This window comes from Blastococcus sp. SYSU DS1021 (assembly GCF_054050995.1).
Genome location: NZ_JBJHAL010000005.1, coordinates 162,714 through 175,913, shown reverse-complemented (window position 1 = coordinate 175,913; position 13,200 = coordinate 162,714). Strand labels below are relative to the sequence as shown.

The 13,200-nt window shown below is 73.8% G+C and carries 10 protein-coding genes; 4 read left to right on the top strand and 6 right to left on the bottom strand.

Annotation, left to right across the window (positions count from 1 at the left end; genetic code table 11):
• Window positions 1–463 precede the first annotated feature (463 nt).
• The 4 genes from ACI8AP_RS05810 to ACI8AP_RS05795 form a co-directional block, all read right to left on the bottom strand.
• Complete coding sequence (locus ACI8AP_RS05810; protein ID WP_456588388.1) at window positions 464–1,408, bottom strand: polysaccharide deacetylase family protein; 945 nt, start codon at window positions 1,406–1,408, stop codon at window positions 464–466.
• Window positions 1,405–2,613, bottom strand: coding sequence for a glycosyltransferase (locus ACI8AP_RS05805; protein WP_456588387.1), 1,209 nt, complete (start codon window positions 2,611–2,613; stop codon window positions 1,405–1,407). Before ACI8AP_RS05805 ends, ACI8AP_RS05810 begins: the two co-directional genes overlap by 4 nt.
• Complete coding sequence (locus tag ACI8AP_RS05800; RefSeq protein WP_456588386.1) at window positions 2,610–3,839, bottom strand: glycosyltransferase family 4 protein; 1,230 nt, start codon at window positions 3,837–3,839, stop codon at window positions 2,610–2,612. The genes ACI8AP_RS05805 and ACI8AP_RS05800 overlap by 4 nt, the downstream gene beginning before the upstream one ends.
• Window positions 3,840–4,007: 168 nt before the next feature.
• Complete coding sequence (locus ACI8AP_RS05795; protein ID WP_456588385.1) at window positions 4,008–5,456, bottom strand: sugar transferase; 1,449 nt, start codon at window positions 5,454–5,456, stop codon at window positions 4,008–4,010.
• 651 nt (window positions 5,457–6,107) lie between these two features.
• Here ACI8AP_RS05795 and ACI8AP_RS05790 point away from each other — a divergent pair.
• A complete protein-coding gene (locus ACI8AP_RS05790; protein ID WP_456588384.1) occupies window positions 6,108–7,556 on the top strand; it encodes an oligosaccharide flippase family protein in 1,449 nt (482 codons plus the stop codon).
• A complete protein-coding gene (locus ACI8AP_RS05785; RefSeq protein ID WP_456588383.1) occupies window positions 7,553–8,731 on the top strand; it encodes a hypothetical protein in 1,179 nt (392 codons plus the stop codon). The genes ACI8AP_RS05790 and ACI8AP_RS05785 overlap by 4 nt, the downstream gene beginning before the upstream one ends.
• 30 nt (window positions 8,732–8,761) lie before the next feature.
• Here ACI8AP_RS05785 and ACI8AP_RS05780 read toward each other — a convergent pair whose 3' ends face one another.
• Window positions 8,762–9,979: a carboxylate--amine ligase gene (locus ACI8AP_RS05780; protein ID WP_456588382.1), complete on the bottom strand. Its 1,218-nt coding sequence runs from the start codon at window positions 9,977–9,979 to the stop codon at window positions 8,762–8,764.
• Window positions 9,972–10,706, bottom strand: a complete 735-nt coding sequence (locus ACI8AP_RS05775; RefSeq protein ID WP_456588381.1) for an RraA family protein — start codon at window positions 10,704–10,706, stop codon at window positions 9,972–9,974. The genes ACI8AP_RS05780 and ACI8AP_RS05775 overlap by 8 nt, the downstream gene beginning before the upstream one ends.
• Window positions 10,707–10,848: 142 nt before the next feature.
• On the opposite strand from ACI8AP_RS05775, the gene ACI8AP_RS05770 reads away from it, so the two are divergent.
• Complete coding sequence (locus ACI8AP_RS05770) at window positions 10,849–11,952, top strand: isocitrate/isopropylmalate dehydrogenase family protein (RefSeq protein WP_456588380.1); 1,104 nt, start codon at window positions 10,849–10,851, stop codon at window positions 11,950–11,952.
• Complete coding sequence (locus ACI8AP_RS05765) at window positions 11,949–13,199, top strand: glycosyltransferase (RefSeq protein ID WP_456588379.1); 1,251 nt, start codon at window positions 11,949–11,951, stop codon at window positions 13,197–13,199. Before ACI8AP_RS05770 ends, ACI8AP_RS05765 begins: the two co-directional genes overlap by 4 nt.
• The last annotated feature ends 1 nt before the right edge of the window (window position 13,200 follow it).

Below are 13,200 nucleotides of genomic sequence, written 5' to 3'. Positions count from 1 at the left end.
CGAGGGTGAGCGCAGCGAGGCCGAGGATCGGGGTGGTCCCCCGCCTCATGAGCCGGCGGGTGAGCGGCATCCGGAGAGGCCGTGCGTGACGCGACATGTGTGGTTCCTCGTGGTGGTTCGGTGCGTACCGGCGAACGGCCGACGAGCCGCGCCCGGGCATGGCTCAGCCAGGGGCGGGCACGCCGACACGCGCCGGAGGGGAAGACGGGGAGGCGCCGGGCCTCCTGCCGCAGCAGCCACCGTCCGGACCGGCTGCCCGGGCAACTGACTGACTTACTGTCATTGCCCGAACACATTGAGCTATTCAGGCGGACGTAAGGTTACGGACTGATCACGGGCTGTCAAGCTTTCGGGTGATTTTCGCGAGCGCTCGCCTTGAGTTCCGCCGCGGTCTGCCGAGGGGCGCGCAGCAACTGGCCGCCGACCGGGATCGGTCGGCGGCCAGTTGCTGCACGTGCGGAGGTCAGGCCCCCGAGGACCGGGAGAGGACGCGCCGCGCCAGCCGAGCACCCACCCGGGCACCCTTGCGCAGCACCTCACGGAGGTCGGTCTCGGCGTCGACCAGGACACGGGGCACCTCGTACGGCGAGGTGCCGGAACCGGCGACCGCCGTCTGCGTCGTCAGCGCGTAGGCGTAGCCGGCCTCGCGCGCGATCCGCAGTGTGTCGTCGGTGTAGTCCTGGGCGCGACCGTTGGGAAAGGCCAACACGTCGACCGGCCTGTCGAAGTACGAGGCGAGCTGCTGGCGGGAGTCCCCGAGCTCCCGGGACTGGGCGGCCGGCGCCTCTCGGCTGAGGATAGGGTGCCCGCAGGTGTGCGACTCGATCTCGTGACCGAGCCGCAGCAGCTCACCGGCCTCGTCCCAGTCCATGAACATGCGCCCGAGCTCTGGGCCGTCCGGAGCCAGCCGGCCGCGAATCTCGGCCACCGCCTCCTCCCGGGCGTCGCTGTCGACCAGTTTCAGGCCGTCGGAGACCGCGGCCAGAGTCGACTCCCGGGCCGCCGGCCGTGAGGTGTCGTACTCCTGCCCGGCCCAGCTGAGACTGCGGGCGGTGGCGTGGACGAACGCCCAGCCGAGCTGCTCCCACCACGCCGACCGCACCCCCGACAGGAAGCCGGGCACGAGGAAGAAGCTGGCCGGCAACCCGGCGGACCGCAGCACCGGCGCGGCAACCGTGACGTTGTCCAGGTATCCGTCGTCGAACGTAAGCGCGACGGCCCGGGGCGGGAGCGGGCGGCCGGCGGCGAGGTCGTCGAGCGCCGGCCGCAGGGGCACGACGTTGGCCCAGCGGCGGAGGAAGCGCACCTGGCGCTCGAACCCGCGCCGACCGGCTTCCGGCGACGTGCCCGAGAACGCCCAGGTGGGTTCGATGTTGTGGTAGCCGAGAACCAGCAGCCGGTGGCTCACGCCGCACCTTCCCGTCCGTGCCGGGAGGGGGCTGTCGCGGGACCGGAGTCCAGGTCCGCCTCCCCGACGGGCCGCCCCTGCGCCACCGTCGCGTAGCACTCCACCAGACGTTCCGCCCACGTGCCCGCGCCGAAGTGCCGCTCCGCCCGCTCGCGCGCGAGGACGGCGCGCCGCCGACGCTCGGCGGAGTCGGTCAGCGCCGCGCGCAGCGCGGCTGCGAACAGGACGGGCTCCGGCGCGTCGACGAGCCAGCCGGTCTCCCCGTCGACGACCACCTCCGGCACCCCACCCACGTCGGTCGCCACGCTCGGCACACCTGCGGCGGCCGCCTCGAGCAACGCAGTGGGGAGCGCCTCCATGCGCGTGGGCAGCACGACCAGCGACGTCCGCGGCAGGAGTTCGTGCACATCGTCACGCGCTCCGGCGAAGACCACGCGGTCGGCCACCCCCAGGCGGGCAGCGGTCTGCCGAAGATCGTCCTCCAGCGGCCCGTTGCCGATCAGCAGCAGCCTGGCGTCGGGGACCGCTGCCACCACCTCGGGCCAGGCGCGCACGGCGACGTCCTGCCCCTTCCCGATCCGCATGTGGCCAACGAGCGCGATGACCGGAACCCCGGCCGGGATGCCCAGCTCCGTGGGCAGCTCCGGCGCCTCGTCCGTCCCCAACGGGCGGAACCGTTCGATGTCCACGCCGTTGTGCACGACCCGCCAGCGGGCCGGGCGGAAGCTACGGGGGTACCGGGCGGCGAACCCGTCATGCGAGGCCTGCGAGACCAGAAGCAAGCCGGACGAGCGTCCGCTCACCGAGACCGCCAGCCGCTCGCGCAGCGCCTCCCGGCCACTGAGCGGGACGGGCACGTGGTGGAGGGTGCAGAGCACTGGGCGGCGGGCCAGCAGGCCCGCGATCGGCGCCAGCGTGCTGGCGTCCTCCAGATGGGCGTGCACCACCTCGCAGCCGGAGTCGCGGATCGCCCGCGCCAAGCGGGGCACCGCCCCCGGTTCGGCGAGGCGGTCGACGCCGAGGAAGCGCGGCTCCAGGCCGGCGGCCCGCAGCCGGGGTAGCCAGGCGGCCCGGCCACGGGTGGGCGGGGCGAGAGACAGGACCTGGAGCTCCAGGCCCAGGCGCGGCGCCTCCGCGGCGAGCGTCACCAGCACGTTCTCCGCGCCACCGAAGTTCAGCGAGTCGATGACGACGAGCACCTTCACGGCCTGGGAGCCCCCTCGCCCGCCCCCGAGGCGGTCCGGTCCAGCGCCCGTCGGTAGACCTGCTCGGTGCGCTCGGCGACCGTCGACCATGACGCCCCCTTCGCCGACCGCTCCTGCGCGGCGTCGCCCATGCGTTCGGCGGCCGTGGAGTCGTCGAGCAGGCGCAGCAGTCCGGCGGCCAGCCCCTCGACGTCACCGGGCGGGACGAGCAGACCCGTCTCGTCGTGATCGATGACCGCAGGCAGGTCACCCACCGCGGTGCCGACGACCGCCCGGCGGAACGTGCGAGCCAGTTCCACGACGCCGCTGGCGTTGGCGTACCGGTACGGCGCCACCACGACGCGCGCCTGCTCGAACAGCGCTGGGACGTCCTCCATCGGGATGTACGCGGCCCGCACCTCCACCCCGCCGATCCGTGCGGCGGTGCGCCGGAGCTCCCCGAGGTCGGTATCCCCCGACGGCGCCCCGGCGATGACGAGCTTCGCCTCGGGCCGCTGGGCGCGGATGCGCTCGAACGCCTCCAGCAGGAGGTCCAGGCCCTTGTAGGCCTGCATGGTGCCGAAGAAGAGGACGACGGGGTCCGTGGCGCCGGCGGGCCCGGGGGCCTCCCGCACGAAGACCCCCTCGTCACCGTGCGGGATCACCGAGATCTCCCCGACCTCGGGCCACCCCGAGCGCAGGTCCGCCGCCGACTGCTCGCCGAGCACGATCAGCGCGTCCACGCTGCGGTAGCCCAGCCCGAACGAGGCGTTGAGCAGCTTGTTGGCACGCAGCACCTCTCCGTTGGGCTTCTGCTCGTTGAACGGCAGGGGTGAGTGGGCCAGCGTGACCAGCAGGGGCCGGCCGTTCCGGCGCCGGCGGGCCAGCCAGGCGATGGCGGCGCCGTCGACGGGGAACCGCCCCCCGGAGAACTGGACGACGTCCGGGCGGGTGCGGGCCACGTGGCGGAGGAGCGCGACCCAGGCGAGGTGGTACTTGCCCGCCCGCACGACACGGCGCAGCCGCCGCTGCAGCGGCGGGTCGCTGGCACCCTCGGCGGCGTGCCACGTCGGCAGGCCGGGGACGACGCGCAGCCCCGGATGACGCGACGGGAGCTCCGGATCCGGCCCGGTGAGCAGTTCGACGTCGTGGCCGCGGTCGGCCAGCGCCTCCCCGAGCTGGACGGCGAACTGGAACAGCCCGCCCGAGGGGCTGAACTCGACGAGCGTCACCTTCAGGCCGGTCATGGCCGTGCACCCTCCTCCGCGCCGGGGCGCCCGTCCGCTTCCGCTCCGGGCGCGGTCCTCCGGCTCCGGCGCCGACCAGGCTAGTGGTACGTCGATCTTGTCAGGGTCTCCGTGCGCGTGGCAGCTTGCTCACCGGATCGTGGACACCCGGCCGGCGCGCCGCCCCGATCAGCTGCCGGCACCGCGCAGCATCGAGCCCACCGTGCGCAGCATGATCTTGATATCGAGCCACAGCGACCAGTTCTCGATGTAGTAGTTGTCGAGCCGGGCGCGGTCGGCGATGGAGGTGTCCCCGCGCAGCCCGTGCACCTGCGCCCAGCCGGTGAGCCCGGAGGGGACCCGGTGCCGGGCCTCGTAGCTGGGATAGGCGTCACGGAACTGGTGAACGAAGTGCGGTCGCTCCGGACGGGGGCCGACCAGGCTCATGTCCCCGCGCAGGATGTTGATCAGCTGGGGGAGCTCGTCGAGCGAGCCCCGGCGCAGGAATCGGCCGAGCGGGGTGAGCCGGTCGTCGTGGGCGATGTTCCACGTCGTCGCCGACTCGTTCTCTCCGGCCGGGCGCAGGGAACGGAACTTGAGCACGTCGAAGTGCCGCCCGTCGACACCGACCCGCTCCTGCCGGAAGAGGACTCCCGGACCGCCGTCCACCCGGACGGCGAGCGCGATCAGCAGCATCGCCGGGGCGAGGAGGAGCAGGCCCACGCCGGAGACGGCGACGTCGATGAACCGCTTCACCCGCCAGGCCCGGCTGCGGTAGGTCGCGCGGCGGAGCCGCACCAGGGGCAACCCCCACGCGTTGTCCATCTCGCCGTCCACCTGGTGCAGCTCGAACAGCCGGGGCACCACGAAGAGCTCGCAGCTCAGCCGGTCGCAGGTGCGGATCAGGGACACCATCTCCGACTCCTTCATCGAGGAGAAGGCGACCACGACGTCCCGGATATCGTGCTGCGAGAGCAGGGCGGTGAGGTTCTTCGGGCCCCCCAGGACCGGGACCTCGGCACTGCCGTGCGCGACGGGGTCCTTGTCGAGGAACCCGACCGGCCGCAGCCCGTACTCCGGGTGCGCGCGCAGGATGTCGGCGATCTGGTTGCCGACCCGGCCGGCTCCCAGGATCAGCGTGGGCCGGGCCACGGCGCCGCTCCCGCGCAGTGAGCGGATCGCCCCGTAGCTGCAGATCCGGGCGAGCACGACGGCCACCCCCGCGGCGACCGCCCCCCACATGAACTGCCAGTCGATGACGTAGTCCTGCCAGACCGCGCGCGACCACGCGATCTGGCCCAGCACGGCGAGGGCGACGGCGGCGAGCCAGCGGCCCGCGAGGACCGGGAGGTCGTCGAGGACCGACAGCGACAGCCGGGACCGGTAGAGCCCGCCCAGCGCGAACATCAGCAGCAGGATGGCGCCGAAGGCCACCGTCTTCCGCAGCGGGGAGTCGACGCCGACCTGCCGGCTGAGGACCTCGATCCCGATCACCCCGGCGCCGACGGCGAGCAGGTCCGCCGCGGCCAGCAGCGGCCCGATCCCGGAGCCCAGGAGCCGCCGGCCGAGCCACGCACGGGAGCCAGGCCGCGCACCCCCGCTGCCGGCGGTATGCCCGCCGGCACCGTGCCCCTGCACGGACCGCGGGGACCGCAGGTCCGCCTGCGCAGGACGGACGGCTCGTTCATCGTCGCGCACGCTCAGGGCGATCGCCTCTCCCCGTGTCAGCCATGCTGGTCGCCGTGGCTCCCGGACCTCGCGGCCCGTGGAGCCCCCGCCCGTCACCGGTTCCCGACCGGTCGTGCGCGAGTTTCCCCGCTCGCGCACGTGGACGGCCGTATAGGTCGGGTCCATCGCGGAAGGTAGTCAGACGTCGGAAGGTTGTCAGACGTTGCGCCTTGCGCGTCAACCCCGGCCACCGCGCACCCGAAGTTCACCCGGTCGTCGGGGTTTCATCGCGCTACGAGAACGGGCGCGCTCGTTCCGTGTGCGAGGTCACCGTCGTACGGGTGGCCGACGCTGGGTCGGGACCAGGTCACCCGGAAGGTCGAGAAGGGCCTGCGACCGGCCTCGCCCAGCGCACACTCTGGTAGAACCGTGCGGGTCCGGCGCTGCGGCCGCGGGCGAGGGCCGACCGACCGGCTCCGGCATGCCAGTGACGAGAAACCGGGAGACATGGGCGGACCGACCAGAGGCGCGTCATCCGAGCCGGCCACCGGCTCGCACGGCCCCCTCGAGGCCTCCGCCCCCGTGGAGGCCCCCGAGGCCGGCCCGGAGGAGTCCCCCCGGGTGGACGCCCGGACCGCGGGGTCGAGCTTCCTGTGGTCGGCGGTCTCCTTCACCGCGAGCAAGCTCCTCGTCTTCCTCGTGACCCTGGTGATGGCCCGGTTGCTCGTCCCCGAGGACTTCGGCGTCGTGGCCGTGGGACTGGCGATCGTGGCGTTCCTCGAGGTCGCCCTCGACCTCGGCGTCGGCTCCGCACTGGTGTACGAGCAGGAGCGCGGGATCACCCCCCGCGTCCAGACCGCGTTCACCCTGAACCTGGGCATTGCCGCGGTCTGCACGACCGTCGGTGTGCTGGCCGCGCCGGCGGTCGCCGCCGTCTTCGACGTGGACGACGTGAACCTCCTGCGCGTCCTCTTCCTCTACTTCCTGGTCCGGGGCCTGGTGCAGGTGCCCGACGCGGTGCTCCGGCGGGACCTGCTGTTCAAGCGGCGGGCGCTGGTCGAGGTCTGCCGCGCCTTCGGTCGCGGTGCGGTGTCCATCCCGCTGGCGATGGCCGGGGCCGGCCCGTGGGCACTGGTGGCGGGCATCCTCGCCAGCGAGGCGCTCGGTGTGGTGCTGACCTGGTGGGCGGTCGGGTTCCTCCCGACGTTCTCGCTCGACCGGCGGGTCGCCCGCAGGTTGCTCGGGTTCGGCTCGGCCGTCCTGACGTTGAAGATCCTCGGCGCCGTCCTCGAGAACGCCGACTACTACATCGTCGGCGCCGAACTGGGCACGTACGCGCTCGGCATCTACACCCTTGCCTTCCGGGTGCCCGAGATCGTCCTCGCCAACGTGTTCTGGATCTTCTCCAGCGTCGCGTTCTCCATCTACTCCCGGGCCCGGTCGTCCGAGGCGAGCGAACTGAGCGCGGTGGCCACGCGCGCGCTACAGGTGATCACGCTGTTCGCCTTCCCGGCAGGCGCGGGCATGGCCGTCGTGTCGCTGCCCCTGACGGTGACGCTGCTCGGCTGGCAGTGGGAGCAGGCGGCGGGGCCGATGCTGTTCGTCGCGTTGTCCATGGCGGCCTCGTCGATCGGCTATGCATCCGGCGACGTGTTCCCGGCGGTCGGTCGCCCGGGCCTGCTGATCAAGATCGTGGCCCCCATGGTCGTGGTGAAGGTGGTCGGGCTGGCGCTGGCTGCCCCGCACGGCCTCACCGCGATGGCCGCCACGCTCTTCGGCATGAGCGTCGCATTCTCCGCCGTCCGGCTGGCCGTGGCCAACCGGCTGCTCGACGTACGGGCAGTGGAGAGCCTGCGCGCCATGGTGCCGGGGCTGCTCGCGGCGATCGGCGCCACCGCGGGGGCGCTTCCGGTGGTACTGCTCGTCGAGCCAGGCGTCGAAGCGCTCCTGCTGGCCGTCCCCGCAGGCATCCTGGGCGCCATGACGCCTCTCTTCCTCTTCTGCCGGCCATTCCTGCGAGAGCTCCAGCACCTGGCGACCGCGATGCGGCGCTCCAGGGCGGCGACGTGAACGAGCGGATCGCCACCAGGGCGCTGCGGCTGACCGGACGGGGCGGGCGCCCGGCCCGATTCCTGGCCCCGTTCGTCGCGATGTGGGGCATGGTCGGAGCGGGTGACTCGCGGCGGATCCGGACGCAGCTCACCGGCTCGGAGCAGGCCGTCGAGGACGCCCGCGCCGACGTCTACCGCCGGCTGTGGCTGGACGCCGCCGCACGGGCCGGCGCAGAGGTGACCGAGTCGGTGTCGGGGTTCATGTCGATCCGGTGCGACGACGCCGTCACCGTGGTCCGCGAGAACCTGGTGGAGCTGGACTCCCCGGTGACGCTGGCGCTCGCCGGGGACCGGGTGGCCTCCGCCGCCCGCCTCTCCGAGGCGGGCCTGCCGACGACTGACCAGGAGTCGTTCACGCTGGCCGACCCCGCGCCGGCATTCCGGTTCCTCCGCCGGCACGGGGCCTGCGTGGTGAAGCCGGCCTACGGGACGGGAGCCGGGGCGGGGGTGACCTGTGACGTCCGCACCGTCGGCGAGCTGGCGCGCGCCGCGCTCGCGGCGGTCCGCTACTGCCCCGAGCTGGTCATCGAGCGGCAGCTGAGCGGGAACGAGCACCGCCTCCTCGTCCTGGACGGCGAGGTCATCGGCAGCGTCCGGCGGCGCCGGCCCTCGGTCACCGGGGACGGCCGCTCCACCGTGGCAGAGCTGATCGCGGCGGAGAACCGCCGGAGGCTGGCGGCCGAGGGCCGGGAGGGGCTGCTCCTGCTCGGGTTGACATTCGACGCCTGCCTGGCGCTGGACCGGCAGGGCCTCACCCCGGCATCGGTGCCTGTCGAGGACGCCACGGTCGTCGTGGCGGGAGCGGTCAACGCCGGCTCGGCGGCCGAGTGCGAGAGCGAGCACCCACACCCCGAGCTCGCGGCCCACGCCGTGGCCGCCGTCCGGGCCCTCGGCCTCCGGCTGGCCAGCGTGGAGCTGAGCGTGCAGTTCCCGTCGGCGGGCGGGGATCCCGTGGTCAGCGGCATCATCGAGGTCAACAGCACGCCGGGGCTGACCTACCACTACCTCGTCCGGGACAGCTCGACCGCCCGACCGGTGGCCGAGGACATCCTCGCCACACTGCTTGCGGGGAGCAACGCGGCACCTCCGGCCACCAGGGACCACCGACTCCCGGTCCCCATGCCGGCGACCTGACGCCACCTGGCGCCGGAACCCGTTCCGGCGTCAGCCCCCCCGGTTGGGCAGCCGGGCCACCACGCGGCGGCCGACCGCGCGGACCGCACGCCGCAGGAATCCCGCGGTGTACTCGACGCTGGGTGCCGGGTCCCCCAGGTCGAGCATGGGCAGGCCGAGCGTGCGGGGGTGGGCCAGCGAGCCCAGCCACTCCGCTGTCCCCATCCCGCCGCTCGCGCGATAGGCGCGGAAGGCGTGGAGGTCCTCCAACGGGTGCCACTGCCGCACCCCGCTGCGAAAGCTGCCGGGCGGGGTGACTGGCAGACCGAGGGCACGGCGGTAGGCGATCGTCGCCATGTCCACCCCGGCGCGCTGCACCAGCTTGTCGGCCGCGGTGAAGCGCGGGTTGCACTCGATGATCTTCAGCTGCCCGGTGCGGCTGTCCCGCTTGAACTCGACGTTGCCGATGCCCCGCAGGCCGATCCCGGTGAAGAACTTCAGGCCCAACTCGGCGGCGTCGGGCACCCACTCGGTGATGTGGAAGGTGCCCAGGCCGAACCCGGGCGGGTTCTGGCGCGGCTTGCGCTTGGTGAAGTGGAACAGCGGCGTGCCGTCGTCGTCCAGGTAGCTGTAGTAGGAGCAGTAGCGGCTGTCGTCCCCCGGGATGATCTCGGTGACGATCATCTCCAGCTCGTGCTCCTGCGTTGCCCGGAAGCCGGCCTCGAGGGTCTCGCGGTCCTCCGCGACGATCGCCTTGGTGCCGAACGCCCGCGCGAACAGGTGGGAGTGCCGGGGCTTGAGCGCCAGGGGAAACTCCATGCCGGTGACCGCCTCGCGCAGCTCGTTCAGCGTGTGCACGGCCGCCGTCCGGGGCGCCGGCACGCCGACCGACCGGGCCAGCGCGTAGGTCTGCTCCTTGTCGAGCATGGCCAGCGTGACGTCGTCCGCTCCCGCGGCCGGGCAGTAGCCGTCGGCGGTCAGCGCGTCGCGGTGCAGGGCGAGGAACTCCAGTGCCGCATCACTGCACGGCAGCAGGACACCGCCCCGTGGCCCTGTCTCCAGCCACCGCTGCCACTCCTCGGGGGCGCTGGCCGAGGAGGTGACCGGGACGTAGCTGCTCAGGTAGCGGGACCGCTGCACCAGCGAGCCGCCGGCACCGTCCCCGAGCGCATGCACGGGGACGCCCTGGCGGCCCAGGGAGCGGGCTACGGACAGCGAGTTGAAGCTACCCCCGAGGATGATCGCGGGGGCGGTCGGCGCGTCAGCCAAGGTCGGGCCCCGCGGTGAGGCCGCCGGCGTCGAGCATGGTGTCGACCCAGGCGTTGGAGAACTCGCCCCGCGCCACCGCGCTCTGGTACTCCGCGGCGGCGGCCGCCCGGGCGTCCAGCCGCTGCAGCAGGTCCTCGCAGCTGTCCTGCGGAACCACCACGACGCCGTCGGCGTCCCCGACGATGACGTCGCCGGGGTTGACCACGATGCCCCCCACGCTCACCGGGTAGTTGACCTCCCCGGGCCCGCGGTGCAGCGGACCCAGCGGGGTCGTCCCCCGGGCGAAGACGGGGAAGTCGCCGAGCGCCAGGATCCCGTCGAGGTCGCGGACCAGGCCGTCGACGACGACGCCGGCGATGCCGCGGTGCCGCGCCTTGGTGGAGACCAGGTCACCGATGACGGCGGTCATCATCGAGCTGCTGGCGTCGATGACCAGGACGTCGCCCGGCTTCGCCAGGTCGAGGCTCTTGTGCACCATCAGGTTGTCGCCGGGGAAGACCTTGACCGTGCAGGCCGGCCCGACCAGGCGGAGCTCCCGCGGGGTGACCGGCTTGATCGACGGGTTCATCGTGTAGAGCCGGTTCATCATGTCGGACACGTCGGCGCCCGCGAACGCGCCCAGCCGCCGGACCAGGTCGGGCGAGGGCTGCCGCGTGTTGCGCCGGTACCGGAATCCCGGGCCCGGCGTCATCTCCGCCGACTGCGGGCGCGCACTCCCAGAGCTCATCCGTCCTCCACGTCCATCCGGTGGCGCACCGGCCTGCACCGACCGGGCCCGGGGGAAGGCTACCGGCGCGGCGGGCCGTTGCGAGCCGGAGCGGTCGCTGAGCACACGGTTCACCTAATGGGGTTCCGGCTAGCCTGCCCCCGTGCCCCACGACGTGACCGTGATCCCCGGCGACGGCATCGGCCCGGAGATCGTCGACGCCACGCGCCGCGTGCTCGCCGCCACCGGCGCCGCCATCTCCTGGGACGTCCAGCTGCTCGGGCAACCGGCCCTGGACGCCGGATGCGGCAGCGCGCTGCCCGAAGCGGCGCTGGACTCGGTCAGGAGGACCGGCGCGGCGCTGAAGGGGCCGGTGAGCACCAGCCGCACCGACGGCTTCCCGTCGCCGAACACCGGGCTGCGCCGGGCGCTGGACGTCTTCGCGCAGGTGCGGCCCAGCCGGGTGCTGCCCGGTGTCCCGACGCCGTTCCGGGGACTGGACGTCGTCGTCATCCGAGAGACCACGGAAGACCTGTACGCCGGCATCGAGTTCGCCGCGGGGACACCCGGAGCGGAGGCCGTCGGCGAGGCGGCCCGCCGGCACGGCGCACGGCTCGCTCCCGGCTCGGCGGTGGCGCTGAAGCCGGCGACGGAGGCCGCCGTCCGCCGGACGGTGGAATTCGCCTTCGACTGGGCGAGCCGGCACGGCCGCCGGCGGATCACCGTGGCCCACAAGGCGACGGTGATGCGGGCGACCGATGGCCTCTTCCTGGAGATCGGCCGCGAGACCGCCGCCCGGTACCCCGGCCTGGAGTTCGACGACGTGCTGGTCGACAACCTCGCCGCCCACCTCGTGCGGCGGCCCGGCGACATCGACGTCGTCGTCACCACCAACCAGTACGGCGACATCCTCTCCGACCTGGTCGCCGCGATGGCGGGAGGCATCGGGCTCGCGCCGGGCGCCAACTACGGGCCGGGGCTGGCCGTGTTCGAGGCCGCGCACGGCTCGGCGCCCCGGCATGCAGGCACCGACCGGGCCGACCCCCTGGGCATGATCCGTTCCGGCTCGCTCCTGCTGCGGCACCTGGGAGAGGACGACCGGGCCGACCATCTGGACGCCGCGGTGGCCGACCTGCTCGCCGAGGGGCGGGTCCGCACCTACGACCTGCTGCCGCCGGAACGGGTGGCGGCCGCTTCCGGCACCGCCGCGGTGGCCGACGCCCTCGTGGACCTGCTCACCGCGGCGGACGGCGGGGCGACGGCATGACGCGACGGCCGCTGCGCATCCTCATGGTGACCACCCGGGACATCGGCACCCGGGTGACCGGGCGGATCGTCGTGCTCCGCACGCACGCCGAGGCGCTGACCGCCCTCGGGCACGAGGTGACCGTCGCCGTCGTCGCCCCGCGCCCCGCGGAGCCCGGCCCCTGGACGACGCGTTTCCGCACCGAGCACATCCGCTCCCCACGCCTCCCCGTGGTCGCGGCGTCGGCGGCGCACGCGCTGACGCTGGGTCGGCGGTCCCTGAACGAGTGCCTGTTCACCGACCGGTCGGTGCGCCGGGCGGTGACCCGCCTCGCCGGCGAGCTGGGCGCGGATCTGCTGCTGACGGATTCGTTGCGGCTCTTCGGCGCCGTCGCCGGGGTGCGGGCGCCGGTCGTGGTCGACCTCGACGACCTGCTCAGCACCCGGTACGACCGGCTGCGCACGACCGCCCGGAGCGACCCGGCGGCGGTCCTCGGGTTCGCGGCGGCCCGGGTGCCGGGCCCGCTGCGGCCCGTGGCCGCGCGCAGCGCGGTGGCGTTGCTCGGCTGGGAATCACGGCGGGTCGCCCAGCGGGAGCGGACGGTCGCCGCCTCGGTGGCCGCGGTCAGCCTGGTGTCCCGCTCCGAGGCCGAGCTGCTCGCCGAGCGCACCCGGCGGGAGGTCGCCTGGCTGCCCCCCGCCGTGCCGGTTCCCGACCAGCCCGTCGAGCCCGGGGACGGCCTGGTCTTCCTGGGTGGGCTGGACTACCTGCCCAACGTGCAGGCCCTGCGCTTCTACCGGGACGAGGTGCTGCCCCACCTCGACCCGGGCGACCCGCAGCAGGTGCTGCACGTGGTCGGCCACTGCCCGGACGCCGTCCGCGCGCAGCTCGACGTGCCCGGGATCGTCCTGCACGGCTACGTCGACGACCTGCACGCCGCGCTCGGTCGGCGGGCGCTGGTCGCCCCCCTGGTGGCCGGCGGCGGCGTGAAGCTGAAGGTGCTCGACGGCATGGCCCACGGGCTGCCGGTCGTGGGCACCGCCGGCGCCTTCGAGGGGCTAGGGCTGCCCGCCGACGTCCGGCTCCAGGCGGACGACCCGGCGGAACTGGCCGCGCTGGTGCGCGAGCTGGTGAAGGACCCGGAGCAGTGCCGGCAGCGCGGGGCACGGTCCCGCGCCGTCGTGGAGGAGTCGTTCAGCGGCCGGGCGGCGGCCCGGCGGTGGAGCGAGCTGCTCGACCGCCTGCCGCTCGGCCCGGTGGGCGGCTGAG